Origin of the sequence: Staphylococcus auricularis (assembly GCF_001500315.1) — a bacterium.
Lineage (GTDB): Bacteria > Bacillota > Bacilli > Staphylococcales > Staphylococcaceae > Staphylococcus > Staphylococcus auricularis.
The window spans coordinates 112533-139270 of the sequence record NZ_LLER01000009.1; the positions used below are offsets into that span (position 1 = coordinate 112533).

The 26738-nt window shown below is 37.5% G+C and carries 26 protein-coding genes, 1 other RNA gene, 1 pseudogene and 1 other annotated feature; of the genes and pseudogenes, 26 read left to right on the forward strand and 2 right to left on the reverse strand.

Translation table 11 applies throughout. The annotated features are described in order from the left end of the window. Window positions 1-48 precede the first annotated feature (48 nt). From APS80_RS11165 to APS80_RS05100, 3 genes and pseudogenes are all read left to right on the forward strand, one after another. Window positions 49-759 (forward strand): prepilin peptidase, encoded by a 711-nt coding sequence (locus APS80_RS11165; RefSeq protein WP_083498170.1) that lies wholly within the window; start codon window positions 49-51, stop codon window positions 757-759. Beyond that, window positions 756-1433: pseudogene (gene radC, locus APS80_RS05095) on the forward strand (RadC family protein). The gene APS80_RS11165 and the pseudogene radC overlap by 4 nt, the downstream one beginning before the upstream one ends. A gap of 171 nt (window positions 1434-1604) precedes the next feature. Further along, window positions 1605-1835, forward strand: coding sequence for a hypothetical protein (locus tag APS80_RS05100; protein WP_170117174.1), 231 nt, complete (start codon window positions 1605-1607; stop codon window positions 1833-1835). Window positions 1836-2037: 202 nt separating this feature from the next. Here APS80_RS05100 and APS80_RS10840 read toward each other — a convergent pair whose 3' ends face one another. Further along, on the reverse strand, window positions 2038-2226 hold the full coding sequence (locus tag APS80_RS10840; protein WP_059107199.1) for a hypothetical protein: 189 nt from the start codon (window positions 2224-2226) through the stop codon (window positions 2038-2040). 146 nt (window positions 2227-2372) lie between these two features. On the opposite strand from APS80_RS10840, the gene APS80_RS05110 reads away from it, so the two are divergent. The 23 genes from APS80_RS05110 (at window position 2373) to ssrS (ending at window position 25169) form a co-directional block, all read left to right on the forward strand. Then, window positions 2373-2834 carry a DUF4930 family protein gene (locus APS80_RS05110; protein ID WP_059107200.1) on the forward strand — a complete coding sequence of 154 codons (462 nt, stop codon included), beginning with the start codon at window positions 2373-2375 and terminating at the stop codon, window positions 2832-2834. Between the two features lie 70 nt (window positions 2835-2904). Next, window positions 2905-3054 carry a hypothetical protein gene (locus tag APS80_RS10845; protein ID WP_169791254.1) on the forward strand — a complete coding sequence of 50 codons (150 nt, stop codon included), beginning with the start codon at window positions 2905-2907 and terminating at the stop codon, window positions 3052-3054. A gap of 534 nt (window positions 3055-3588) precedes the next feature. Beyond that, window positions 3589-4431: a rod shape-determining protein MreC gene (mreC, locus tag APS80_RS05115; protein ID WP_059107201.1), complete on the forward strand. Its 843-nt coding sequence runs from the start codon at window positions 3589-3591 to the stop codon at window positions 4429-4431. After that, window positions 4431-4955, forward strand: a complete 525-nt coding sequence (gene mreD, locus APS80_RS05120; RefSeq protein ID WP_059107202.1) for a rod shape-determining protein MreD — start codon at window positions 4431-4433, stop codon at window positions 4953-4955. Before mreC ends, mreD begins: the two co-directional genes overlap by 1 nt. Window positions 4956-4984: 29 nt before the next feature. Beyond that, window positions 4985-5059, forward strand: a sequence feature (ribosomal protein L21 leader region). A 12-nt stretch (window positions 5060-5071) separates the two neighbouring features. Then, window positions 5072-5380 (forward strand): 50S ribosomal protein L21, encoded by a 309-nt coding sequence (gene rplU / locus APS80_RS05125; protein ID WP_059107203.1) that lies wholly within the window; start codon window positions 5072-5074, stop codon window positions 5378-5380. 2 nt (window positions 5381-5382) lie between these two features. Next, on the forward strand, window positions 5383-5703 hold the full coding sequence (locus APS80_RS05130) for a ribosomal-processing cysteine protease Prp (protein WP_059107204.1): 321 nt from the start codon (window positions 5383-5385) through the stop codon (window positions 5701-5703). Window positions 5704-5714: 11 nt separating this feature from the next. Beyond that, complete coding sequence (gene rpmA / locus APS80_RS05135; protein WP_059107205.1) at window positions 5715-5999, forward strand: 50S ribosomal protein L27; 285 nt, start codon at window positions 5715-5717, stop codon at window positions 5997-5999. Window positions 6000-6119: 120 nt separating this feature from the next. Further along, window positions 6120-7412 (forward strand): GTPase ObgE, encoded by a 1293-nt coding sequence (gene obgE, locus APS80_RS05140; RefSeq protein ID WP_059107206.1) that lies wholly within the window; start codon window positions 6120-6122, stop codon window positions 7410-7412. An 11-nt stretch (window positions 7413-7423) separates the two neighbouring features. Then, the gene (locus APS80_RS05145) at window positions 7424-7879 is read left to right on the forward strand and encodes an ACT domain-containing protein (RefSeq protein WP_059107207.1); all 456 of its coding nucleotides are present in this window, start codon (window positions 7424-7426) and stop codon (window positions 7877-7879) included. Between the two features lie 14 nt (window positions 7880-7893). Further along, complete coding sequence (gene ruvA, locus APS80_RS05150) at window positions 7894-8502, forward strand: Holliday junction branch migration protein RuvA (protein WP_059107208.1); 609 nt, start codon at window positions 7894-7896, stop codon at window positions 8500-8502. A 28-nt stretch (window positions 8503-8530) separates the two neighbouring features. Further along, on the forward strand, window positions 8531-9538 hold the full coding sequence (gene ruvB / locus APS80_RS05155; RefSeq protein ID WP_059107209.1) for a Holliday junction branch migration DNA helicase RuvB: 1008 nt from the start codon (window positions 8531-8533) through the stop codon (window positions 9536-9538). Between the two features lies 1 nt (window position 9539). Next, window positions 9540-10565, forward strand: a complete 1026-nt coding sequence (gene queA / locus APS80_RS05160; RefSeq protein WP_059107210.1) for a tRNA preQ1(34) S-adenosylmethionine ribosyltransferase-isomerase QueA — start codon at window positions 9540-9542, stop codon at window positions 10563-10565. A 20-nt stretch (window positions 10566-10585) separates the two neighbouring features. Next, window positions 10586-11725 (forward strand): tRNA guanosine(34) transglycosylase Tgt, encoded by a 1140-nt coding sequence (tgt, locus tag APS80_RS05165; protein WP_059107211.1) that lies wholly within the window; start codon window positions 10586-10588, stop codon window positions 11723-11725. A gap of 15 nt (window positions 11726-11740) precedes the next feature. Continuing rightward, a complete protein-coding gene (gene yajC / locus APS80_RS05170) occupies window positions 11741-12001 on the forward strand; it encodes a preprotein translocase subunit YajC (RefSeq protein WP_059107212.1) in 261 nt (86 codons plus the stop codon). Between the two features lie 310 nt (window positions 12002-12311). Beyond that, on the forward strand, window positions 12312-14588 hold the full coding sequence (gene secDF / locus APS80_RS05175) for a protein translocase subunit SecDF (RefSeq protein ID WP_059107213.1): 2277 nt from the start codon (window positions 12312-12314) through the stop codon (window positions 14586-14588). Window positions 14589-14853: 265 nt separating this feature from the next. Further along, window positions 14854-17133: a single-stranded-DNA-specific exonuclease RecJ gene (gene recJ, locus APS80_RS05180; protein ID WP_059107214.1), complete on the forward strand. Its 2280-nt coding sequence runs from the start codon at window positions 14854-14856 to the stop codon at window positions 17131-17133. 16 nt (window positions 17134-17149) lie between these two features. Next, window positions 17150-17668 carry an adenine phosphoribosyltransferase gene (locus APS80_RS05185; protein WP_059107215.1) on the forward strand — a complete coding sequence of 173 codons (519 nt, stop codon included), beginning with the start codon at window positions 17150-17152 and terminating at the stop codon, window positions 17666-17668. 329 nt (window positions 17669-17997) lie between these two features. Further along, complete coding sequence (locus tag APS80_RS05190) at window positions 17998-20187, forward strand: RelA/SpoT family protein (protein ID WP_059107216.1); 2190 nt, start codon at window positions 17998-18000, stop codon at window positions 20185-20187. 13 nt (window positions 20188-20200) lie between these two features. Then, entirely contained in the window at window positions 20201-20653 is a 453-nt protein-coding gene (dtd, locus tag APS80_RS05195; RefSeq protein ID WP_059107217.1) for a D-aminoacyl-tRNA deacylase, read from the forward strand. After that, window positions 20650-21525, forward strand: a complete 876-nt coding sequence (locus APS80_RS05200) for an N-acetylmuramoyl-L-alanine amidase family protein (protein ID WP_059107218.1) — start codon at window positions 20650-20652, stop codon at window positions 21523-21525. Before dtd ends, APS80_RS05200 begins: the two co-directional genes overlap by 4 nt. Window positions 21526-21858: 333 nt before the next feature. Beyond that, window positions 21859-23127 (forward strand): histidine--tRNA ligase, encoded by a 1269-nt coding sequence (hisS, locus tag APS80_RS05205; RefSeq protein ID WP_059107219.1) that lies wholly within the window; start codon window positions 21859-21861, stop codon window positions 23125-23127. 15 nt (window positions 23128-23142) lie between these two features. Continuing rightward, complete coding sequence (gene aspS / locus APS80_RS05210) at window positions 23143-24909, forward strand: aspartate--tRNA ligase (RefSeq protein ID WP_059107220.1); 1767 nt, start codon at window positions 23143-23145, stop codon at window positions 24907-24909. A 70-nt stretch (window positions 24910-24979) separates the two neighbouring features. After that, window positions 24980-25169, forward strand: a non-coding RNA gene (gene ssrS, locus APS80_RS10595) — 6S RNA. A 220-nt stretch (window positions 25170-25389) separates the two neighbouring features. Here ssrS and APS80_RS05215 read toward each other — a convergent pair. Continuing rightward, complete coding sequence (locus APS80_RS05215) at window positions 25390-26670, reverse strand: replication-associated recombination protein A (protein WP_059107221.1); 1281 nt, start codon at window positions 26668-26670, stop codon at window positions 25390-25392. Between the last annotated feature and the right edge of the window lie 68 nt (window positions 26671-26738).

The following is a 26738-nucleotide window of genomic DNA, read 5'->3' on the forward strand; positions in this document are numbered from 1 at the left end:
TAAAATCGTTATAATATATATTAGTTGTGTTATAATGTGATCGAGGTGATGTGCTTGATTGTCCAACTACTGTTGTTTCCTGTTATCGTCAGTTTTCTATATCAGTTGTGTGGTGTTGAACAACTCTCCATAAAATATTTATATTCGAGATCACGTTGTGATTATTGCCATCGTTCTTTATCCACTTTAGAACTGATCCCCATCATCAGTTATCTCATTCAAAAAGGGCGTTCCCGATGTTGCCATCAAAAGTTAAGCATGCTATATCCATTGGGTGAAATCATCTCACTTAGTGCTATTCCTTTATTGAATATGAGTCTACCAATCACTTCGGAATTATTCCTCTTGTTATTCTTCTTGTTACTCACATTGAGTATCTTTGATATGGCTACGCTATCCATCCCATTACATATGATGATTATCTTTTCATGTTGTTGTTATTTTTATAGTGATATACATCTTACTCATGCGTTTTTTATGATCATAGGCCTACACCTATTTTATTTTTGTAGTAGGCGGGCCATGGGATATGGCGATATACTCGTTTTTAGTATGCTCGCATGCTTCTTACCTATCATCGTTTTCATTTACGTCTTTTTATTCACTTTTATTATTGGAGGCATCGTCATGCTTAGTATTATGCTGTATAAACGACAGCGTTTAACACACCATGTGCCACTTGTTCCTTTTATCTTTCTCTCTTTTTGTTTTGTTATTTCACAATATGCATCTTTACATCAAGGAGGTCTTTTTATTTGAGAATCAACGAACTTGCCACGTCACAAAAGCCACGAGAACGCCTATTAAATTACGGAGCAACTTACCTTTCCCACGCTGAATTATTAGCGATTTTACTTAATACAGGGCGAAAGGGTGTTTCGAGTTTAGAAATCGCAAATGAACTCTTACTCAGCGTAGAAAATTTAAAAGAAATCAAGCAGTTATCAATCGATGAACTAAAAAAGTTTAAAGGTATCGGTTTATATAAAGCTGTCATTTTAAAAGCAGCTTTTGAATTAGGTTAGCGTATGCATTCTGGAAGCGTTGATGAGAAAATAAAGATTACTTCTCCAAATGATGTGGCTCAATTTATGATGGGCAAATTACAAGACTTAACACAAGAACATTTTGTTGTATTATTTTTAAATGCAAAAAATATTGTCATTAAACAAAAGGTGATTTTTATCGGTACGCTAACTAGTTCTGTTGTGCATCCACGAGAAGTCTTTCACGAAGCAATCAAAGCTTCGAGCCACGCGATTATCGTCGTTCATAATCATCCTTCTGGCGATGTTACACCTTCTGAAGCTGATAAGGTTACAACAGCACGACTGAGACAGTGTGGTGAAGTATTAGGAATTGATGTCTTAGATCACATTATTATTGGTGACCAGAAATATTTGAGTTTAGTTGAAGCGGGACTATTTGAATAAATTGCATAACGGTTTTGTGTGGGGAAAGTATTTGAACTGACATGTATCTATAACTTAGTTAACACTTCGTGATTTATTTCGTGTATAATGTCAGTGAAAAATAGTACAAATGAGGTGTAATGATTGAGTGCAATCATGTTGATTGGATTAATATTTCCAGTGATATACTTGATGCAACTAGTACGTAAACGTATATCTATCAATTGGAAAAGAACTGGCATAGCGATCGGTTTGTCATTACTTGGAATGACGCTCACCACTGTAATTATGATTATTGCGGTTGATATAAAAGCATCAAAATTGATGTTCTTTATCGCAAATTTAATTGTTGGGCTTGTATGGGGCTTGATACTATCTGGTTGTTACTATGTATATCAATTACTTTCCCAAAAAATAAATTAACATCACAGAGTTCCATCAATGACGTGGAAATAAAAAGGGAGCATATGTAACATCGAAACGTGTGAAAGTTAATAAGTAAATTCACTAACACATGCTTATTCCAACGAAATCATGCTCCCAAGAGGCTTATTCAGTTTTAATCATTATGAAGTTTTATGTTTTATAGTTAGATCATGTATCCTTTGAAAATATACAAGATCTTTTATAAATTCCAATTAGATGTATTGAGATATTCATTGGAGTGATCGAATAGCCACATCACACCTTGATAAGCTAAATATATACATAAGACAGCAACTGCTATAGAAATCAATACTCTAAGTAGAGAAAGACCCACTTTGAAAAGAAGGATAACTAAAAGTGCAATTAAGATTATAATTAGTATATTCATTTTTTCACCTCTTAATATAGATTATATTTAAGTTCATGTTTGTTTACATCGGTCTATAGTTATGAGTCATGTCATGCTGTGGTCTGATGTGTGATTTTAATGATTTGAGTAAAATGTACTATGATAAAAGAGGAGGCGCGCCTATCATGCGATTTATATTACGATTAATTAAAAATATTATAGCGATCGTAGCGATGATCTTGATTGTATATCTCGCATTGCGGTATGCGCCATTTTTGAAGGACCAACCGTGGAATCCTGTTAATGAACATGAACGACCTATTGTTCAAGAACAAGAAGCCGCTCAAGGTGAAAATGGAGGTACACGCTATATCGTCAAAGATAACGATATCCTCAATAATATCCCATTAAGCCAGGTGAGAAAAGTATTTGAATGGCTAGATAAATCTGAATTTATGTCTGTCACTGGCTTAGAGCGAATGGGATATAATGATGAATATCTAGCAGGACAACGAGAGAACGAATATATCATTTATAAATTTGGCTCAGATTCACTTAGAGTGTATGCAACCGAACTTGAAATGCAGCAAGATCTACAAGAATTAGATGAATACATCCCGTTAAAATATAAAGAAGCGTATGAGTAATGTGATTGAATTCTCAAATTAAGTGCGTTAGCCTAATAATGAAAAAGCTAAAAAGGTTGGTGACTAATTCATGAGTGAACAATCAAAAGCAAAACAAGCTGATGAACAAGCTAAAGCACAAAATTTATTTGCGCGTTGGAGAAAAGATGAAACGCTATATAAAGAAGATGAGAAAAAAGAAGAATCATCTTCTGATGAAGAATCTAAAGGCAATGATTAATATAAAATGAAAAATGAATTGTTATAAAAATGGTGCGTCTATGCTAAAGATGCAGCCATGAAAAGGGAGCAAGTCAAGGCAATGAAAGTGTACACGATTCAACTTCTAATGAGTGATACTAGATAGAATGGGTGACTTTCATTTTAGGCTTGCTCCCACTTTCTGTATGGTTAGAAGTGTGAACAATAGAATTTAACATGCAAAAATTGTTATACTATAGCGTAGCGATAAACACAGTCACGGTCTTATTACAACACATACCAACGTATATTATATGAGGATCATATACATTCATTTTTGAATCTATACTATTACTTCGATAATTATATTTTACAAATTAAAGTATGCTAAATTATATTAGTAGTATTAAGGTTTATCTTCGCTTTTAAATACATAAGAGGATCTTGAATAAGGAGTTTTATTTTGTCTCAAACGAGATAGACAGATAACTTCATGTATATCAACATTCATATCTACTGACTGTGTGGATGTACCGTGTTATAGAAATTTGAACTGTTAATTGAGGTGTTTAGATTGTTAAAGTTTTTCAGAAATAACAAACTGATTGTTATTTTGTGTGCAATTATTGTATTTATTGCCTTAATTGGACTCTCTATCCGTTCTCAGAACCAAACTTCTGCAGAACAATATGTGAGCGACTCCGTATCCGTGGGTCAAAGGGTAGTCGGCTATCCAATTCAATTCGTCAAAGGCTCTATTGAAAATTGGCTACAAAATGATGATTCAGGAGCAGACTCAAACCGAGTTAAACAATTAGAGGCTGAAAATGAACGCCTAAAAGCGGAAAACAAAAAATACAAAAAAGAATTAGATATGGATGATATTTCACAATACGATCCGATTTCAAGCACAGTAATAGCTAGAAATCCTGACCAGTGGATGAACCGATTTGTCATCAATAAAGGTGCTAAAGCAGGCGTTAAAACAAACATGGCTGTAATGACGACAGAAGGTCTTGTAGGTCGTGTGACTAAAGTAAATCAGTTTTCATCTCAAGTTGATTTAATTTCTACGAATACCCGAAGCAATCGTTTATCAGTAGATATACAACACGATGGTGAAAATGTATTTGGTTTAATCGATCATTATGATGAAAAAAGTGAAGAGCTCGTCATTACTGATATCAATAATAAAGACAAAATTGATAAAGGTGATAAAGTCGTTACAAGTGGTCTTGCAGATCAACTTCCTAGTGATCTTTATGTGGGAGAAGTAACCAAAGTATCTAACGATGATTATGGTTTATCTAAAGAAGTCCGCGTGAAAACAGGCGCTAATTTAGGTGACTTATCTCATGTTTACGTTGCTAAACGTGATGACGATACTGTAGCTAATGATGAAAGTGGTGGTCGTTAATGCGCGCACTTTATTACTTTTTGATCGGCGTCTTGGTATTTTACTTAGATGCCGAAATCAGTTTGGTCGTACCGATGCATATTGGTACAAAAGACATTATCTTTGTGCCGCATCTCACCTTGATGTACATCTTGTTACTAAGTATCTATCGTAGCTTTGGTGTAGGGCTTATCATGGCAGTAGTCCTTGGTCTCGTAACTGATTTATACTTTGGTAGTTTCTATGGTTTATACTTATTTGGCTACATCTTATTTGTGGTCATATTCGATCAATTCTTCAAAACGTTTTATCGTGACCGAGTCATGTTATTTGCGTTGACCTTAATGAGTGTATTATTCTTTGAAATCTACACAGCAATCATTTATGGTATGTTAGATTTAATCACATTTGATTTATTTGATTTTGTATTATTCCGACTCATACCAACGATGATTATTAATGGTGTCTTACTGATTATTATGGAACCGTTACTCTACAAATTCTTCCATAAAATACAGCTGAATATTGACAGTAAAAAAAGATGATGCTAAACTACAGTAGTTGAGTAGTTTATAGCTACATACAACCGCTCAATTTCAGGTTTAAGTACATGATATGTCACCTGTTCTTGGCGTGACTTAAATTATAGGAGGTGCAAAGTATGTTTGCTATTATCGAAACAGGCGGAAAACAAATTAAAGTAGAAGAAGGTCAAGAAATCTTCGTTGAAAAATTAAACGCTAACGAAGGTGATGAATTCACTTTCGACAAAGTATTATTTGTAGGTGGCGATTCTGTTAAAGTTGGTGCGCCAACAGTTGAAGGTGCTTCAGTTAGCGCAACAGTCGACAAACAAGGTCGCGGTAAAAAAATTACTGTATTCACTTACAAACGTCGTAAAGACTCTAAACGTAAACAAGGTCATCGTCAACCTTACACTAAATTAACTATTAACAAAATCAACGCTTAATTATGATTACTGTTGATATTACGTTAAATGATGAAGGTCAAGTCTATGAAGTGATTATGGATGGTCATGCGGATTACGGTTCTCATGGTCAGGACATAGTTTGTGCTGGTGCTTCAGCCGTATTATTCGGTAGTATTAATGCCGTGATGGGCTTAACAAACGAAAAACCAGATATAGATTACGACGATGATGGTGGGCACTTCCATTACAGAAGTGTAAATACAAATGATGAAAAAGCGCAATTAATTCTTCAAGCGATGTTAGTATCGCTTCAAACGATTGAAGAAGAATACAATGAAAATATTAGATTAAATTATAAGTGAGGTGCTACCTAATGCTAAAATTAAACTTACAGTTCTTCTCTTCTAAAAAAGGGGTAAGTTCTACAAAAAACGGTCGTGACTCTGAATCAAAACGTTTAGGTTCTAAACGTGCTGATGGCCAATACGTAACTAGCGGATCTATTTTATACCGTCAACGCGGTACTAAAATTCATCCTGGTGAAAATGTAGGTCGCGGTGGCGATGATACATTATTCGCTAAAATCGACGGCGTTGTAAAATTCGAACGCAAAGGTCGCGACAGAAAACAAGTTTCTGTATATTCAGCAGCTGAGTAATCTGTCTCTTGTTAACACCAGAAGTCATTACTTCTGGTGTTTTATTTTTGCTATATTTTCTATGAAACAAACTAATGATATAATTAAATGAATACATCATATAAAAAAGAGGTGAGCAACATGTTCGTCGATCAAGTTGAAATATCTTTAAAAGCTGGCGACGGGGGTAACGGAATTACAGCGTATCGCCGAGAAAAATATGTCCCATTTGGCGGACCAGCTGGCGGTGATGGAGGCGATGGCGCTTCTGTTGTCTTTGAAGTAGATGAAGGGCTAAGAACGCTGCTCGATTTCAGATATCAAAGACAATTTAAAGCTAAAAAAGGTGAAAATGGTCAAGGTAGTAACATGCATGGTAAAAATGCTGAAGATCTTATCTTGCGTGTGCCACCAGGTACAATTATTAGAAATCAGGAAAATGGAGAAGTACTCGCAGACCTCGTAGAAGGAGGACAACGTGCAGTAGTAGCCAAAGGAGGACGTGGCGGACGCGGAAATTCTCGCTTTGCCTCACCTCGAAACCCTGCACCTGATTTCAGTGAAAATGGTGAACCAGGTGAAGAAATCGACATTACACTCGAATTGAAACTGCTTGCTGATGTGGGCTTAGTTGGTTTCCCTAGTGTCGGTAAATCTACATTACTTTCTATTGTCTCTAAGGCTAAACCGAAAATCGGTGCCTATCATTTTACAACAATAAAGCCTAATTTAGGTGTAGTTTCTACTGCTGATGATCGCAGCTTTGTGATGGCAGATTTACCAGGACTTATCGAAGGGGCATCAGATGGCGTTGGTCTCGGTCATCAATTTTTAAGACACGTTGAACGCACGAAAGTCATCGTGCACATGATAGATATGAGTGGTTCTGAAGGACGCGATCCTTTCGAAGATTATCAAATCATAAATAAAGAATTACGTGCTTATGAAGAGCGTTTAGAAGAACGTCCTCAAATTGTAGTCGCAAACAAAATGGATATGCCAGATGCTGAAGACAATTTAACACTCTTTAAAGAAGAACTTGGCAACGAAGATGTACAAATCATTCCATTGTCTACATATACACGCGATAATATCGATACGTTATTATATGCGATTGCTGATCAGCTCGAAAAAGTAAAAGATGTAGACTTTACGAAAACAGAAGATGAACCAGGTGTGAACCGTGTACTTTATAAACACACACCTAACCAAGATAACTTCACGATTACACGTGACGATGATGGTGCTTATGTTGTAAGTGGTAAATCTATTGAACGTATGTTCAAGATGACTGATTTCAATAGTGATCCGGCAGTGAGACGCTTTGCACGACAAATGCGCTCAATGGGTATCGATGATGCATTGCGTGAACGTGGCTGTGAAAACGGTGATATCGTAAGAATTCTTGGAGGAGAATTTGAATTTGTTGAATAGAGGTGTATCAAATGGATAAAAAAGATTATAGTTCTTTCTATTTAATACGCGAAGATGTACTACCTGAGTCTGTCGTGAAAACACTTCAAATCAAAGAGGCTTTAAAAAATGACCCGAATTTATCTATTTTTGAAGCCGTGAAACAATTTGATTTATCTCGTAGTGCATTCTACAAATATAGAAATACTATTTTCCCAATAGATGAGAAAATGTCTAGTACACGCGAATTCACCATCATTCTTTATGTGAATGATATCGTCGGTGTGCTCGCTCGTGTACTTAACACGTTATCTAATTTACGCCTCTCTGTCTTAACAATTCATCAAAGTATTCCTATGGAAGGTCGTGCAACGATCACGCTTTCTTTAGATGCACAAGGTACAGATTTAGAATTTAATGACGTGGTATCGACATTACGAAATATTAACCAAGTTTCAAGAGTCGAATTGATTAGTATGACAATGTAAAGGATGAAGATTCAATGTACGCATATATTAAAGGAACATTAACTCAATTATTTCCTACGCATGTCGTAGTAGAAACTACCTCTGGAGTGGGTTATGAAATACAAACACCAAACTCGTATCGCTTTCAACGCTACTTAGATCAAGAGGTGACAATCTATACGTCATTGATTGTACGTGAAGATGCGCAAATACTCTATGGTTTTATGAACGAAGAAGAAAAAGAAATGTTCCTCAATTTGATTAAAGTGACGGGAATAGGTCCAAAATCTGCGTTAGCTATTCTTGCCTCTAGCACACCAAATGAAGTAAAATATGCCATTGAAAATGAAAATGATAGCTATCTTACGAAATTCCCAGGTATCGGTAAAAAAACAGCACGTCAAATCGTGTTAGATCTCAAAGGTAAAGTTATTATTTCTGACGAAGATAGCGGTGCGCTACTTAAAGACCAGACAGTAGAAGCAGATGGCCAATCACCAATTATTAAAGAAGCATTGCTAGCGCTTGAAGCACTCGGCTACTCTAAACGTGAATTAAACAAAGTAGAAAAAGCATTAGTTTCTGAGCCTGTTGAGAGCGTGGATGAGGCTGTTAAAAAAGGACTTCAATTACTCGTACATTAAATTTAACTAGAGAAAGGGGGATACTTCAATGGATGATAGAATGGTCGATCAATCTTTGCATGATGATGAATCAAATTTTGAGCTATCGTTACGACCTAACTATTTAAAACAGTATATCGGACAAAAAACGATTAAATCTAATTTAGAAGTATTTATCAAAGCAGCAAAATTAAGAGAAGAACCGTTAGATCATGTCTTATTATTTGGTCCCCCTGGATTAGGTAAAACGACGTTATCTCACATCATTGCCAATGAATTAGATGTGAATATACGTACCATTTCTGGACCTTCCATTGAGCGTCCAGGTGATTTGGCAGCTATTTTATCCGGTTTACAACCAGGTGATGTGTTATTTATCGATGAAATTCATCGTTTGAGTAGTGTGGTCGAGGAAGTACTTTATCCAGCAATGGAAGACTTTTACTTAGACATTGTCATAGGTAAAGGTGAAGAAGCACGGAGTATCCGTATCGATTTACCACCCTTTACATTAGTAGGTGCAACGACACGTGCGGGGAGTTTAACTGCGCCGTTACGAGACCGTTTTGGCGTACATTTAAGATTAGAATACTATCAAACTGATGAATTAGAAGACATTATTTCACGTACTGCAGATGTATTAGATACTACGATTGATAAACAAAGCGCACGTGAACTGGCGAAACGGAGCCGGGGTACACCTCGAGTTGCGAACCGTCTGTTAAAACGTGTGCGTGACTTTCAACAAGTCGAAGAAGCGGACTTTATCAATATTGACATTACGAAAAAAGCCTTACGCTTGCTACAAGTGGATGATATGGGCTTAGATCATATCGATCATAAAGTGATGAACTGCATTTTAGAACAATACAAAGGCGGTCCTGTTGGATTAGACACGATTGCTGTATCGATTGGAGAAGACCGTGTCACGATAGAAGATGTATACGAGCCATTTTTGATACAGCAAGGTTTTATTGAACGGACGCCACGTGGACGTAAAGCAACGCCATATGCTTACGAACATTTTGGTTACAGCGAAAGTGAAAAGAGGGAATAAAGTGAATATTGAAGATTTTGACTACCCATTACCAGAATCACTCATCGCACAAACACCTTTAAAAGAACGCGATGAAAGTCGTTTATTAGTGATGGATAGAGAAACAGGCGAAGTGAGCCATCATACCTTTAAAGATATCATTTCATATCTAGAGCCTGGTGATACACTTGTATTAAACGATACAAGAGTTATGCCAGCTCGTTTATTTGGTCTTAAAGAAGGTACAGGTGCAAAAGTTGAAATGTTGATGCTTACTCAACTTGAAGGTAATGATTGGGAAGTATTACTTAAACCAGCAAAACGCATTAAAGTAGGAGACCGTTTATCATTTGGTGATGATAAGATCGTTGCCGAATGTATCGAAGTGCTAGAACAAGGTGGACGCATTATGCGCTTACACTATGATGGTATTTTGCAAGAAAGACTCGATGAACTAGGAGAGATGCCACTTCCACCTTATATCAAAGAGCGCTTGGAAGACCCTGAACGTTACCAAACCGTTTATGCGAAAGAAAATGGTTCTGCTGCAGCACCGACTGCTGGGTTACATTTTACTGAAGCACTATTAGACGAAATCAAAGATAAAGGCGTCAATATGGCATTTATTACCTTACACGTAGGTTTAGGTACCTTTAGACCAGTCAGTGTGGAAAATATTGATGACCACGAGATGCATAGCGAGTATTATCAAATGTCACAAGAAACGGCCGATTTATTAAATGAGACAAGAGCGAAAGGCAACCGCATTATCGCGGTAGGTACAACTTCAACGAGAACATTAGAAACGATTCGTTCTTCAGAAGATCAATTTGTAGCCAAAAGTGGATGGACTGACATCTTTATTTATCCGGGCTATGAATTTAAAGCAATCGATGGTTTAATTACCAATTTCCATTTACCAAAATCTACGCTCGTGATGTTAGTCTCTGCATTTAGTACACGAGAAAATATTTTAAATGCATATCATGAAGCGGTTCAACAGTCATATCGTTTCTTTAGCTTTGGCGATGCGATGTTCATTATATAAGGATTGAAGGGAGATAAATTATGCCTGCAGTAACATACGAGCATATAAAGACATGTAAGCAATCAGGTGCACGGCTCGGGATCGTTCACACACCGCATGGTTCGTTTGAAACACCGATGTTTATGCCAGTAGGAACACAAGCAACTGTGAAGACGATGAGCCCTGAAGAGTTACATGAAATGAACACTAAAATTATTTTAGGAAATACTTATCACTTGTGGTTGCAACCTGGAAATGATATCGTTAGAAAGAGTGGGGGATTACACCAATTTATGAATTGGGATGGTCCAATACTGACTGACTCTGGAGGCTTCCAAGTCTTCAGTTTAAGTAATTTACGAAAAATATCTGAAAAAGGCGTAGAATTTAGACACCATAAAAATGGCTTTAAATTATTTTTAAGTCCTGAAAAATCAATGCAAATTCAAAATGATTTAGGATCAGACATTATGATGGCATTTGATGAATGTCCACCTATGCCTTCAGAATATCAATATGTGAAAGATTCTTTAGAGCGTACGACACGATGGGCAAAACGTTGTTTAGAAGCCCATCAACGCCCTGAAGATCAAGCATTATTTGGCATTATCCAAGGTGGAGAATACAAAGACTTGAGAAAGCAAAGCGCTGAAGAATTAGTAGCTTTAGATTTTCCAGGTTACGCTATCGGTGGTTTATCTGTCGGTGAGCCTAAACCAGTGATGTACGATATGGTAGAATACACACAACAATTTATGCCAAAAGATAAACCGCGTTATTTAATGGGTGTCGGTTCTCCCGATGCATTAATTGAATGCAGTATTAGAGGTATGGATATGTTTGACTGTGTACTACCTACACGTATTGCTCGAAATGGAACGTGTATGACTTCTCATGGTAGAGTAGTCATTAAAAATGCTAAGTATGCAGATGATTTTGGACCGCTTGATGATAATTGTGATTGTTATACATGTCGCAATTATAGCAGAGCATATTTGAGACATCTTATCAAAGCAGAAGAAACTTTCGGTATACGTCTTACTACTTATCATAACCTATATTTTCTGCTTAAATTGATGGAAAATATTCGTCAGGCGATCAGAGAAGATCGTTTGCTCGATTTTAAAGAAACGTTTTTCGAACAGTATGGACTTAACGTAGATAACCCAAAAAACTTTTAAGGAAGGGAATATTTCATGCAACTTACTTCATTATTAATACCGATTTTATTAATCGTAGTATTTTATTTCTTATTAATTAGACCACAACAAAAACGAGCTAAACAACACCGTGAAATGGTTAACCAATTACAATCAGGCCAAAATGTTACTACAATTGGTGGTATCAAAGGTACTGTACGTAGTGTAGATGAAACTGTTGTTGTATTAACACTTAACAACGGTGGCACAGAAATCACACTTGAAAAACAATCAGTTAGACAAGTTGATCCATCATAATTAATGAATAAAGATGATAACTGATTCAAAATAATCAGTATAGATTTGGGGGAAGTTAACGCGCATATCAGTGCCGTTTAGCAAGACCCCAGTCAAGGCTAAAAAAGCTATCAAAGAGGCTGGAACGATTGAAATTCCAGCCTCTTTTATTATATTCCGCTAACCCTTGAGATGATGGTTGTTTCTTTAGCTGCTTACAGTAATGTGTTATGATGTTAAGCGGCGAGTAAAAAACAATGTTGAATTTAACTTGCGCAACGCTTAACTTTTCGATTATTCTTAATACATAAGTAAATAATGAGGTGTTCATGTGAAGAAAAGTAGTAGAATAATTGCTTTCGTATTGATTGTAGTCCTATTGTTTGCTGGGATGGGACTTACATATAAGAAAGTAGTTAAAGATGTTAACTTAGGCTTGGACTTACAGGGTGGATTTGAAGTCCTTTATCAAGTTAACCCTCTAAATGACGGGGATAAAATTGATAATAAAGCCGTCACCGCAACATCTAGAACATTAGAACAACGTGTCAATGTGCTTGGTGTCTCTGAACCTAAGATTCAAGTTGAGGAAAATAACCGTATTCGCGTTCAATTAGCTGGGGTTCAAAACCAATCGCAAGCGCGTGATTTGTTATCTTCACAAGCCAATTTAACAATCCGAGATGCAGACGATAATGTTAAACTGACTGGTAAGGATATCAAACAAGGCTCAGCAAAACAAGAGTTCAAACAAGATACAAATTCGCCAGCAGTAACTTTTAAATTAAAAGATAAAGAGAAATTTAAAGAAGTTACCGAAGAAATATCTAAGAAAAAAGAAAATATTATGGTCGTTTGGTTAGACTTTGAAAAAGGTGATTCTTACCACAAAGAAGTAACAAAAGACGAACCCAAATATGTTTCTGCCGCTACTGTTGATCAACCGATTAATTCAGATAGCGTAGAAATTTCAGGTGGTTTTTCAGGTAACGAAGGGGTTAAAGAAGCAAAACAAATTGCTGAATTATTAAACTCTGGTTCACTTCCTGTTAAACTAGATGAAATTTATTCTAATTCAGTAGGTGCGCAGTTTGGTCAAGATGCATTGGATAAAACGATCCTTGCTGCTGCGATCGGTATCGCATTAATCTACATATTCATGGTTGGATTCTATAGATTACCAGGTATCGTTGCCGTCATTGCATTAACGACTTACATCTACTTAACGCTCGTCGCGTTTAATTTAATATCCGGGGTCCTTACATTACCTGGTTTAGCCGCACTCGTCTTGGGTGTAGGTATGGCTGTCGATGCGAACATTATCATGTATGAACGGATCAAAGACGAACTCAGGGTCGGACGAACGCTTAAACAAGCGTACAAAAAAGCCAACAGCAGCTCATTCTTAACCATTGTCGATGCGAACTTAACAACAGTAATCGCAGCTGCCGTTCTGTTCTTCTTTGGTGAAAGTTCAGTTAAAGGTTTCGCTACCATGTTACTCCTTGGTATTTTAATGATCTTTGTTACAGCTGTATTCTTATCAAGAATTTTACTTTCACTACTTGTTTCATCCAACTTCTTCAAAAAACGTCCTTGGTTGTTCGGTGTGAATAAAAATAAAATTCACGATATCAACGAAGGCATCGATGTACATCAATTGAAAACATCATTTGAACGTTGGGACTTTATGAAACTGGCTAAACCATTGTTTAGCGCAAGTATCGTCATCATTATTATTGGTGCGATCATCCTTTCCATCTTCAAGCTCAACTTAGGTATCGACTTCTCAAGTGGTACGCGTGTTGACTTTAAATCAGAAGATGCAGTCACTCAACCTAAAGTCGAACAAGTGTTGAAATCAGAAGACTTTGATCCAGACCAAGTCACATTAAGTAACGATGGTAAAAATGTAACAGCTCAATTCAAAAAAGACTTATCCAAAGATCAGGTATCAGACATTAAAGACGTGGTACATGATCAATTCGGTAATGATCCGACTGTTAATACCGTTTCACCAGTCATAGGTCAAGAACTAGCTAAAAATGCGATGTTAGCCTTAATGTATGCAGCGATTGGTATTATCATCTATGTTACTTTCAGATTCGAATGGCGCATGGGTCTCAGTTCCGTGCTCGCACTGCTTCATGATGCGTTCATGATTATTGCGGTGTTTAGTTTATTCAGAATCGAAGTCGACATCACATTTATCGCTGCCGTGTTAACGATTGTTGGTTATTCTATTAACGATACGATCGTTACATTCGACAGGGTACGTGAGAACTTACGTAAAATGCGCGTCATCACGAAACCAGAACAAATTGATGATATAGTTAACCGTTCAGTAAGACAAACCATGACACGTTCAATCAATACTGTACTGACAGTCATCGTTGTCGTGATTGCATTACTCATCTTAGGTGCTTCAAGCATCTTCAACTTCTCATTAGCATTACTCATCGGTTTAATTTCTGGGGTGTTCTCATCAGTATTCATTGCCGTACCTCTTTGGGGTATCATGAAAAAACATCAACTGAAAAAATCTGATAACCATAAATTAGTGGTTCATAAAGAAAAACGTAAAAACGAAGAAAAAATATTAGTTTAATTAATCTAAGAGGTCGAGCGCCTTTCCGAAGCATGAGTTGATTAAGCAACCCATACTAAAATGAGCTTTAGCAAAGTTATCGTGCAACATGTTAAGCAATGTTCTGACAATGCAATGCACAATTCAAGCTAAGCTATTGCTGTTTCGGAGGTTCGGCCTCTTTTTTCATATATTGAACAAAATTTGCTTAGATTCATGAATTGCTAGTACTTTTTATTTAGCTAGATATTATGTATAATTGCTTGTGGAAAAGAGGGAGCGTAGCATGATTAAACCAAAATATCATTGGGATACAAAATCTACAACAGCAACGATCTCTGATAAGACAGCAGATCAATTTAAACTCACTCCTATCGTTAAAAAAGTACTCGAAAGTAAAGGGATTACAGAACAACAAGATATCGCTCAAATTTTAGAGCAGCCTACACCGGAACATGATGTTAATCTACTTAGTGATATCGATAAAGCCGTCGAACGTATTAATCACGCGATTGACCAAAATGAAATGATATTGGTCTACGGGGATTATGACGCGGATGGTGTGACATCTACAACGATATTAGTTACAACGCTAAGAGAATTAGGTGCTCACGTGGGCTGGTACATACCAAACCGTTTTTCAGAAGGTTATGGACCGAACGAACTTGCGTTTAGAAACGCGCATGACGAAGGTGTGTCACTGATCATCACAGTTGATAACGGGATCCAAGGACATCAACCTATTGAAGTCGCGCAATCGTTAGGTGTCGATGTCATCGTTACGGACCACCATGAAATTGGTGACACGTTACCTGATGCCTATGCGATTGTACATCCGATGCACCCTGAGCATGACTATCCGTTTAAATATCTATGTGGTGCGGGTGTCGCTTACAAGTTATCTCAAGCGTTACTCAATGAGCCACCTGAGAAATTTAAAGCTTTGGCAGCGATTGGAACTATTGCAGATTTGGTGTCACTCACAGATGAAAACCGCACCATCGTCAAAGAAGGTTTAGAAGTCTTAAATACGCATTGTCCTGAATCAATTAAAGCAATCTTAGCTCAAGCAAGTTATAAAGATGACATTACCGAAGAAACAATAGGTTTTGTTATTGGGCCACGTTTAAATGCGGTGGGTCGTTTAGAAGATGCCGCGATGGCAGCAGAGTTATTGATGGCGGACACTGAAGATGAAGCCACATTCTTAGCTGAGCAAGTGGAGTTCTTTAATCAAGAACGTAAAAATATTGTCTCTCAAATTGTCGATGAAGCGATGGAAATGGCTGAATCACAAGTGGAACAAGGTAACCAATTTTTGCTCTTGGCGAAAGAGGATTGGCATGAAGGTGTGCTAGGCATCGTAGCTTCACGTATTGTCGAAACATATAGTTTACCGACGATTCTATTGAATATAGACACGGAACAACAACATGCGAAAGGTTCAGCACGCAGCATTGAGCAAGTCTCTATGTTTGATATATTAAATGAGCACGCTGAGTTGATTAGTAAATTTGGTGGCCATCACATGGCTGCAGGGATGACATTAGCGATAGATCAAGTCGAACCGTTAAGAAAAGCGCTAAACGAAAGCATGGAACGCATTACAGCATCTACTTCATTAGTGCATACGAAAAAAGTAGATGTGAAACTATCTGAAGCAGATATTTCAATCAAGAACATTCAAGATATCTATCGTCTCAGACCTTTTGGCACTGATTTTTCAAGTCCTTGCTTTGAACTTCAAGAAGTCCCAATGGTACAAGCTAAAGCGATTGGTCAAGAAGGGAAACACTTGAAACTCACACTTGGTGACTCGCATTTACAAGCGCTATATTGGAATAATGGGAACTTAATTAGAGAACTAGAGACACAACAACCTATAGATATCATTGGTACATTACAAATCAACGAATGGAATGGACATCAGTCACCGCAATTTATCATTGATGATCTAGGAACCAATCAACTTCAAATATTAGACTACCGCAGTAAAAATAAATGGAATCAATTTGATCAGCACATGTCAGATGTTGCATTTCTCATTCATCCTAAAAGTGAAAAATTAGCGGATAATTATTATTACTATGGTGAAGAGATTGAGCAACACTATGATAAATACGTCTTCAGAGATTTGCCAGCTAAATTAGAAGACGTGGAGACGACGCTTCAACATGTCGATTTATCACAAATATATCTTGAGTTGAAGCATGATCAATCGATTTATTTTGAAGGTATGCCAAAGATTGATACCTTTAAAAATTGTTACAAGGCCTTATTGAAAAAAGGTGAGTTGCATCTGGCTGAAGATGGCATGCCACTTTGTCAGTTCTTAAATGTAAAACCGAATATATTGATGTTTATGTTAAAAGTATTTTTAGAACTTGGTTTTATTCAAAATGAAGCAGATCGCATCGTTGTAAATCAACAGACTGAGAAGAAAAGCATTGAATCAAGTCAGTTGTATCAAGCAAGATTGCAACGAATTGAAGTAGAACAATTGCTCCTTTATGAAGATTTTGCGAAACTGAAAGCATGGATAAAGTCAGAGCTAACTGTTAATTAAGTAGGAGGAAATGACAATGGATTTAAAACAATATGTTTCTGAGGTTCAAGATTGGCCTGAAAAAGGAGTGAACTTCAAAGATATTACAACAATTATGGATAATGGTGAAGCTTATGGTTATGCGACAGACCAAATCGTACAATACGCACAAGATAAAGAAATAGATGTTGTCGTTGGACCAGAAGCCCGTGGCTTTATCATCGGTTGCCCGGTCGCATACTCAATGGGTATTGGCTTTGCTCCAGTTAGAAAAGAAGGCAAATTACCACGTGAAGTGATCAAATATGAGTATGACTTAGAATATGGAACAAACGTATTAACGATGCACAAAGATGCGATCCGTCCAGGTCAACGTGTTTTGATTACAGATGACTTATTAGCGACAGGTGGTACAGTTGAAGCGGCGATTAAACTCGTTAAAAAACTTGGTGGCATCGTTGTCGGCATCGCATTTATTATTGAACTTAAATATTTAAATGGCATTGAACGTATTAAAGATTATGACGTAATGAGTTTAATTTCATACGATTCTTAATAGCGCAATCACTACATCATGAGGCTAGGGTTCAGACCCTGGCCTTTTCTATTAGCTAAAAAGATCTAAAACGCTACGTCTTAGTTCTATAAAGGATGCGACGGCTATCTTTCAAGATGCATCAAATCAGTGCCGGACAATTTTATGAATCCTGTTGTATTTCGAACTTATTTATTTATTTTTCTAGATGTAGTATCATAGAACTATTATTTCAATAAAAATAGAACGAATAACTTATGATATGGGTGAAAGGCCCTGACAGTCAGTTATTGAACCCGCAAATACAGCGTAAGAATTGAGTAATAGTTAAGAGAATAGAGGTGTTGGTAATGAATAATGAATATCCATATAGTGCAGATGAAGTGTTGTATAAGGCCAAATCATATTTAGCTGAAGAAGAATATGAATATGTTTTAAAAAGTTATCATCTTGCTTACGAAGCACATCAAGGTCAATTTCGTAAAAATGGGTTACCTTTTATAATGCATCCTATTCAAGTCGCGGGTATCTTAACGGAGATGCATCTTGATGGTCCAACGATTGTTGCTGGCTTCCTACATGACGTCATAGAAGATACGAGCTATAGTTTTGATGACGTCAAAGAAATGTTTAACGAAGAAGTTGCTGTCATTGTCGATGGTGTGACGAAATTGAAAAAAGTGAAATACAGATCTAAAGAAGAACAGCAAGCAGAAAATCACAGAAAATTATTTATCGCGATTGCCAAAGATGTCCGCGTTATATTAGTCAAACTCGCAGACCGCTTACACAATATGCGGACGCTCAAAGCAATGCCGCGTGAAAAGCAAATCAGAATTTCAAAAGAAACGTTAGAAATCTATGCACCACTAGCACATCGATTAGGGATCAATACGATTAAGTGGGAACTCGAAGATACGGCACTTCGTTATATAGATAGCGTGCAATATTTCAGAATCGTTAATTTAATGAGAAAAAAACGCAGCGACCGTGAAGCATATATCGATAAAGCAATCGATCGCATTCAAGGAGAACTCGATCGCATGAATATCACTGGAGAAATCAGTGGTAGACCGAAACACATCTACAGCATTTATCGTAAAATGGTGAAGCAGAAGAAACAATTCGATCAAATATTTGACCTGCTCGCAATCAGGGTCATCGTCAATTCAATCAATGATTGTTACGCAGTACTGGGTCTTGTTCATACGTTATGGAAACCGATGCCAGGGCGTTTTAAAGATTATATCGCCATGCCGAAACAAAACATGTATCAATCGTTACACACAACCGTCGTTGGTCCAAATGGCGATCCATTGGAAATACAAATTCGTACGTTTGAAATGCATGAAATCGCAGAACACGGTGTGGCTGCACACTGGGCTTATAAAGAGGGTGTCCAAGTCAATGAAAAAACGCAAGCCTTTAACAACAAACTCAGCTGGCTCAGAGAACTTGCTGAAACAGATAAGACTGCAACAGACGCAGAAGAATTTATGGAATCACTCAAATTCGATTTACAAAGTGATAAGGTTTATGCATTTACTCCAGCAAGTGACGTCATGGAATTACCGTATGGCGCGGTACCGATTGATTTCGCTTACGCTATACATAGTGAAGTAGGTAATAAGATGATTGGTGCCAAAGTCAACGGTAAGATCGTGCCGATAGATTATGTGTTACAAACCGGTGATATCGTTGAGATTAGAACGAGCAAGCATTCATATGGCCCAAGTCGTGACTGGTTGAAAATTGTGAAATCCTCCAGTGCGAAAAATAAAATTCGAAGTTTCTTTAAAAAACAAGACCGTTCATCTAACATTGAAAAAGGTAAGTTCATGGTAGAAGCAGAAATTAAAGAACAAGGCTACCGTGTTGAAGATATTTTAACTGACAATAATATCGCAGTCGTGAATGAGCGCTACAATTTTGCTAATCATGATGACCTCTATGCTGCAGTGGGATTTGGCGGTATTACAGCGACACAAGTCGTTAATAAACTCACAGAAAAACAACGCATTTTAGATAAACAAAAAGCGCTCAATGAAGCACAAGAAGTCAACAAATCAATGCCGATTAAAGAAAATATCGTCACAGATAGTGGTGTTTATGTCGAAGGTATTGAAAATGTGTTAATCAAATTATCTAAATGTTGTAACCCAATTCCGGGAGATGATATCGTAGGATATATTACGAAAGGTCACGGCATCAAAGTTCATCGCACCGATTGTCCTAATATCAGAAATGAAAAAGAACGACTCATCGACGTAGAATGGGTCAAATCACGAGATACAACGCAGAAATATCAAGTAGATTTAGAAGTGTCAGCGTATGATAGAAATGGCCTTCTAAATGAGGTATTACAAGCAGTGAACGCGACGAAAAGTCAACTCATCAAAGTTTCTGGTCGCTCAGACGTAGATAAAAATGCTATCATTAACCTGAGCATCATGGTTAAAAATGTAAATGATGTATATAAAGTTGTAGATAAAATCAAACAACTTGGTGATGTTTATACCGTAACTAGAGTATGGAATTAGAGGTGCAATATAAATGAGAATTGTGTTACAAAGAGTAAAAAAAGCTTCTGTAACAAATGAAGAAATAAACAACCAGATTGAGCAAGGTTATTGTTTACTCGTAGGCGTGGGTCAACATTCTACCCAACAAGATGCCGATGCATTAGCTAAAAAAATAGCGAATGCGAGATTATTCGAAGATGAAAATGGTAAATTGAATCTAAATATTAGCCAAGTTGACGGTGAAATACTTTCTATTTCTCAGTTTACACTATACGCAGATGTGAGAAAGGGAAACCGTCCGGGTTTTACGAATGCGATGGATCCGGAAGCGGCTAATCAACTGTACGAATACTTTAACGATGCTTTACGTAGCTATGACTTAAATGTGCTACCAGGTCAATTCGGTACAGATATGTTGGTCGATATTGAAAATGATGGACCTGTGACAATTATCTATGAAAGTCAGGATGGCAAAGTGATATGACAAAGATCAAGCGTTGGTTAACGAAATATCATATGTTCAATGTGCCAACACTCATCGTAACGATTGCATTCATTCTATTTGTGATCTTGCTTTTCCCGTTTTTAAATTATAACGATAAAGATAGCGGTAAGATTTACGTCACTGAGGATGCAGAAATACGTACCGGACCGAATGCGTCTTATCCTGAATTGTACCCAATTCGGAAAGGTGAACATTTTAATAAACTCGGTGAAAACGGCAAATGGATTGAAGTCGAATCTTCAGACGGCAAACGGAAAGGGTGGGTTGCAGGTTGGCATACCAACTTAAATATTGCGAAAAATAAAACGCAAAATGAAAATCCACTCGAAGGTAAAACGATTGTACTCGACCCGGGTCATGGTGGTGAAGACCAAGGCGCTTCTAGTAATACTGAGAATAAAAGTTTAGAAAAAGTATCCACGTTAAAGACAGCGAAAGAATTAAAACCGTTGCTTGAAAAAGAAGGCGCTAAAGTCAAAATGACACGTACCAAAGATGAGTACGTCAGTCTTGGAGATCGCAATCTTAAAGGCGATGTATTTATCAGTTTGCATAACGATGCCTTAGACTCAGATAATGCAAATGGAGCTACTGTTTTCTGGTTTAAAAAAGATCAAGCAGCTCTAGCAGAAACATTGAACCAAAGTATTCAGAAGAAAGCATTATTTAGTAATCGGGGTGCAAGACAGCAAAATATTCAAGTATTAAGACAAACGAATGCACCTGCTGTTTTACTAGAACTGGGATACATTAGCAATCCCACTGATGAAAAACTCATCAATAACAAACTACATAGACAAATTATCGAACAAGCAATTGTAGACGGGTTACGTAATTATTTCATGGAATAAAGGACTTGCAAATTATAAAAAAACTCGTTATGATAATTAAGAATAATATATTTAAAACCGTACGTATTCTTGGGTGATTATTCACAATAAGGTAGCACAAATGATTTGTGTGTAGAGACGTAATTCTAGGCTGAAAAATTACGCTGCGTAGTATAAATCATGGACACAAGAAGAGGTGCTTTAGTAACTTAAAGCCGTGTAACGAACGTTATTCGTCAAGAGCGGGTTATAAGTAATTATAACCAATTAGGGTGGCAACACGGAATTTCGTCCCTTGTATGACATGAGCGTCATGCAAGGGCTTTTTTATTGCAAAAAGGAGTGATTGGTCGAATGATAAAAATCCCTAGAGGCACACAAGATATTTTGCCAGGTGAAACCAAAAAATGGCGCTATATTGAAAACAAATTACATGAACTGATGAAACTATATAATTATAAAGAAATTCGTACGCCAATGTTTGAAAGTACAGATCTTTTTGCACGCGGTGTAGGTGATTCTACCGATGTCGTTCAAAAAGAAATGTATACCTTTGAAGATAAAGGGCAACGCAGCATGACGTTACGTCCAGAAGGTACAGCTGCAGTGGTACGTTCTTATATTGAGAATAAAATGCACGGCGATCCGAACCAACCGGTTAAACTTTATTACAATGGACCTATGTTCAGATACGAACGGAAACAAAAAGGGCGTTATCGTCAATTCACTCAATTTGGGGTCGAAGCGATTGGCGCTGAAAATCCGAGTATCGATGCTGAAGTGCTTGCGATGGTCATGCACATCTATGAATCATTTGGTCTAAAACATTTAAAATTAGTCATCAATAGTATTGGTGATATCGATTCACGTAAAGCTTATAACGATGCGTTAGTGGATCACTTTGAGCCCGTGATTCATGAATTCTGTGATGATTGTCAAGCACGTCTTCACACGAATCCGATGCGTATCCTAGATTGTAAAGTCGATCGAAATCATGAAGCGGTACAAAACGCACCAAGCATTACAGAATACTTGAATGATGCTTCACAACAATACTATGAAGAAGTGAAATCACATCTCGATGATTTAGGTATTCCTTATGTGGAAGATCCACACTTAGTGAGAGGGTTGGATTATTATACACATACAGCTTTTGAATTAATGATTGATGATCCTAACTATGATGGTGCGATCACCACTCTATGTGGTGGCGGTCGTTACAACGGCTTGCTTGAATTGCTTGACGGTCCATCTGAAACAGGTATTGGCTTCGCGTTAAGCATCGAACGGTTGCTCATGGCTTTAGAAGAAGAAGGCATTGAGTTAGATGTGGAAGAAGACTTTGATTTATTTGTGGTGACAACAGGAGAAGAAGCAGACCGTTACGCAGTTAAACTTTTAAGTCAATTACGTCATGAAGGTATTAGCGCAGATAAAGATTACATGTCACGTAAAATGAAAGGTCAGATGAAACAAGCCGATCGATTAAATGCGCGCTATACCATCGTGATTGGGGACAGAGAATTAGAAAGCAAACAAATTGATATTAAAAATATGGATACAGGTGAATCTGACACTGTTCAGTTAGATGAAATCGCTGATTATCTCAAAGCACATAAATAAGGAGATTGATAAGAAATGAGTAAACGAACAACGTATTGCGGTTTAATTACAGAATCGTATTTAGATCAAGAAGTGACTTTAAAAGGTTGGGTACACAATCGACGTGACTTAGGCGGCCTTATCTTCGTTGACTTACGTGACCGTGAAGGATTTGTACAAGTTGTTTTCAACCCTTCATTTTCAAAAGAAGCGCTCGAAGTTGCTGAATCTATTCGTTCTGAATATGTCGTAGAAGTAACTGGTATCGTTAAAAAAAGAGATGCTGAAACAGTTAACCCTAAAATTCCTACTGGTCAAGTAGAGGTTCAAGTTTCAAGCATCGAAATTATAAACAAATCTGAAACACCACCGTTTGCGATTAACGAAGAAAACCAAAATGTAGATGAAAATATTCGTTTGAAATATCGTTATTTAGACTTGAGACGTCAAGAATTGGCTCAAACGTTCAAAATGCGCCATCAAATTACACGTTCTATTCGTGAATACCTTGATAAGTCAGGTTTTTATGACATTGAAACACCTGTATTAACTAAATCTACGCCAGAAGGTGCGCGTGACTATCTCGTGCCATCTCGTGTACATGAAGGGGAATTCTACGCACTTCCTCAATCACCGCAAATCTTTAAACAATTATTGATGATTAGTGGATTCGATAAATATTACCAAATCGTCAAATGTTTCCGTGATGAAGACTTACGTGCAGACCGTCAACCAGAATTCACACAAGTGGATATGGAAATGAGCTTTGTCGATCAAGAAGACGTCATTGAAATGGGCGAAGAAATGCTTCAAAAAGTCGTAAAAGATGTAAAAGGGAAAGATATTCCTACACCATTCCCTCGTATGACTTACGATGAAGCGATGGCACGTTATGGTTCAGATAAACCAGATACACGCTACGGCATGGAACTCATCGATGTCTCAGAATTAGGTCACACAATGGACTTTAAAGTATTCAAAGGTGCTGTAGAAAGTGGTGGCCAAGTGAAAGCAATCGTTGCTGAGGGTGCCGCAGACCAATATACACGTAAAGATATCGATGGCTTAACTGAGTTTGTAAACATCTATGGAGCGAAAGGCTTAGCTTGGGTTAAAGTCGTAGAAGATGGTTTAAGTGGCCCAATCGCCCGTTTCTTTGAAGATGAACATATTGAAACATTAAAACAACTAACAGATGCAAAAGCAGGTGACTTAGTCTTATTCGTCGCTGATAGTAAAGACGTTGTTGCACAAAGTTTAGGTGCATTACGTCAAAAACTTGCGAGAGATTTAGATTTAATCGATCCTGAAAAACTGAACTTCTTATGGGTGACTGACTGGCCATTGTTAGAATATGACGATGAAGCACAACGTTATGTGGCTGCACACCATCCATTTACATCACCTAAACCAGAAGACATTGAAAAATTAGATGACGAACCTGAAAATGCGCAAGCGAATGCGTATGACGTCGTGCTTAACGGCTATGAACTCGGCGGTGGTTCAATCAGAATTCACGATCGCGCATTACAAGCTAAAATGTTTGAAGTGCTTGGATTTACAGAAGAACAAGCGCAAGAACAGTTCGGCTTCTTACTCAATGCATTCAAATACGGAGCTCCTCCACATGGTGGTATTGCATTAGGTCTAGACCGATTAGTAATGCTGCTCACAGGACGTACTAACTTAAGAGATACGATTGCATTCCCTAAAACAGCATCTGCAACATGTCTTTTAACCGATGCACCAGGGGAAGTTTCTGATGCGCAACTTCAAGAATTATCATTACGCATTAGACACTAATTAGACACTAAATTCAAGGCTTTATTTCTTGCTTATGTGGCTGTATGTGTTATGATGATAGGCACAAGATAGATGTCTGTAGTGTTCGTAAGTTTGCTTTTTATTTGGGCCTAACACTCTTTGATCCGGGAGCCCAATAGGTTTTCTTGCGGCGCACATGCCTCTCATTGAGGACTTGCAAACCAAGAAACAGGGCACCCACCTGTACACAGCAGGCCGAATGATCAAGCTATTACAACTACGGCATCAACGGAGTCTATCGGCACGTAAGGCTTTTGTCTTACGTGTTTTTTTATGGAAATTTTTAAGGTGAGATAATGCTCGTTTAGCTGGATTTGCTATAGCTTAGAACTCAGACAACATCAATGGATGAGCCTATGTGATTGCTATGATGCAATGCGACTTATCGCACAAAAAGAGCGTCTATCGTTTGTAATGATAGACGTTCTTTTTATTCATAGACTTATAGCTAACAGTGCGTTAATTATTTTCTTTTTGTGATTGCATTAAATTATCATAAATAGTCTTGAATTGTTGTTCACTTTTAGATGTTGTTTTGGGTTCGTAATAAATTTGGTTTTTCAATTTATCTGGTAAATACTGTTGTGGAACGAAACCATTATCATAGTTATGTGGATATTTGTAACCTATGGCACGGCCGAGTTTTTTAGCACCAGAATAGTGACCATCTTTGAGGTGATCGGGAATTTGACCCACGTTTCCTTTACGAATATCACTGAGCGTTGCATCGATGGCTGAAATACCTGAATTTGATTTAGGTGAAAGACAGAGTTCTATGACAGCTTGGCTAAGTGGAATACGTGCTTCTGGGAATCTAAGTCTTTCAGCAGCTTCAATTGCTGCAAGTGTACGTTGGCCTGCATTCGGAGAAGCTAACCCAATATCTTCAAAACTGATGACGAGTAAGCGACGAGCAATCGTAGGTAAGTCTCCTGCTTCGATTAAACGTGCGAGGTAATGAAGGGCAGCGTTAACGTCACTTCCCCTGATTGATTTTTGAAATGCACTCATGACATCATAATGCATATCACCATCTTTATCACTGACAAATGCACCTTTTTGTAAACAATCTTTCGCATCTTGGAGTGTGATATGTCGCGTGCCATCCGTTTCATCTGCACTTAACACGGCAAGTTCTAACGCGTTTAATGCACTGCGGACGTCACCTTGACTTTGAGTAGAAAAATATTCCATTGCATCCTTGTCAACGGTCGCCTGATACTGACCTAAGCCACGCGCTTCGTCTTCTAATGCACGATCTAAAGCGGTGCGGATATCATCATCTTCTAGTGGATAAAGTTCAAAGATTTGTGCTCTTGAACGAATGGCCGGATTAATGGCATGATAGGGATTAGAAGTAGTCGCACCAATTAAGATGATTTTACCGCTTTCTAAATGAGGTAATAAGAAATCTTGTTTCGCTTGATCAAGTCGATGAATTTCGTCGAGTAACAGTACGACTTGACCAGACATTTTTGCTTCTTCTACAATATATTGCATATCTTTTTTGGTATTTGTGACGGCATTGAGTTGTCTGAATTTGCTTTTTGTACTACCGGAGATCGCTTTTGCGATACTTGTTTTACCAATACCTGGAGGACCGTAAAAGATCATTGATGATAATCGCTCTGTCTCAACCATCCGACGTATAATGCCTTTAGGTCCAACAAGATGTTGTTGTGAGAGGATTTCATCAATATTGTTTGGTCTCATTCGAAATGCAAGTGGTTCATTAGTCACTTCGTTCACACCTTTCTCATTCTATATTAACGTAAAAAATGATAGAATGGGAATAAATAGTTTTAAAA

Bases quoted from the DNA above. Each gene is read 5' to 3' on its own strand.
- APS80_RS11165 (WP_083498170.1), top strand. From the start codon at position 49: ATGTGCTTGATTGTCCAACTACTGTTGTTTCCTGTTATCGTCAGTTTT.
- APS80_RS05100 (WP_170117174.1), top strand. From the start codon at position 1,605: ATGCAACTAGTACGTAAACGTATATCTATCAATTGGAAAAGAACTGGC.
- APS80_RS10840 (WP_059107199.1), bottom strand. From the start codon at position 2,226: ATGAATATACTAATTATAATCTTAATTGCACTTTTAGTTATCCTTCTT.
- APS80_RS05110 (WP_059107200.1), top strand. From the start codon at position 2,373: ATGCGATTTATATTACGATTAATTAAAAATATTATAGCGATCGTAGCG.
- APS80_RS10845 (WP_169791254.1), top strand. From the start codon at position 2,905: ATGAGTGAACAATCAAAAGCAAAACAAGCTGATGAACAAGCTAAAGCA.
- mreD (WP_059107202.1), top strand. From the start codon at position 4,431: ATGCGCGCACTTTATTACTTTTTGATCGGCGTCTTGGTATTTTACTTA.
- rplU (WP_059107203.1), top strand. From the start codon at position 5,072: ATGTTTGCTATTATCGAAACAGGCGGAAAACAAATTAAAGTAGAAGAA.
- APS80_RS05130 (WP_059107204.1), top strand. From the start codon at position 5,383: ATGATTACTGTTGATATTACGTTAAATGATGAAGGTCAAGTCTATGAA.
- rpmA (WP_059107205.1), top strand. From the start codon at position 5,715: ATGCTAAAATTAAACTTACAGTTCTTCTCTTCTAAAAAAGGGGTAAGT.
- obgE (WP_059107206.1), top strand. From the start codon at position 6,120: ATGTTCGTCGATCAAGTTGAAATATCTTTAAAAGCTGGCGACGGGGGT.
- APS80_RS05145 (WP_059107207.1), top strand. From the start codon at position 7,424: ATGGATAAAAAAGATTATAGTTCTTTCTATTTAATACGCGAAGATGTA.
- ruvA (WP_059107208.1), top strand. From the start codon at position 7,894: ATGTACGCATATATTAAAGGAACATTAACTCAATTATTTCCTACGCAT.
- ruvB (WP_059107209.1), top strand. From the start codon at position 8,531: ATGGATGATAGAATGGTCGATCAATCTTTGCATGATGATGAATCAAAT.
- tgt (WP_059107211.1), top strand. From the start codon at position 10,586: ATGCCTGCAGTAACATACGAGCATATAAAGACATGTAAGCAATCAGGT.
- yajC (WP_059107212.1), top strand. From the start codon at position 11,741: ATGCAACTTACTTCATTATTAATACCGATTTTATTAATCGTAGTATTT.
- recJ (WP_059107214.1), top strand. From the start codon at position 14,854: ATGATTAAACCAAAATATCATTGGGATACAAAATCTACAACAGCAACG.
- APS80_RS05185 (WP_059107215.1), top strand. From the start codon at position 17,150: ATGGATTTAAAACAATATGTTTCTGAGGTTCAAGATTGGCCTGAAAAA.
- APS80_RS05190 (WP_059107216.1), top strand. From the start codon at position 17,998: ATGAATAATGAATATCCATATAGTGCAGATGAAGTGTTGTATAAGGCC.
- dtd (WP_059107217.1), top strand. From the start codon at position 20,201: ATGAGAATTGTGTTACAAAGAGTAAAAAAAGCTTCTGTAACAAATGAA.
- APS80_RS05200 (WP_059107218.1), top strand. From the start codon at position 20,650: ATGACAAAGATCAAGCGTTGGTTAACGAAATATCATATGTTCAATGTG.
- hisS (WP_059107219.1), top strand. From the start codon at position 21,859: ATGATAAAAATCCCTAGAGGCACACAAGATATTTTGCCAGGTGAAACC.
- aspS (WP_059107220.1), top strand. From the start codon at position 23,143: ATGAGTAAACGAACAACGTATTGCGGTTTAATTACAGAATCGTATTTA.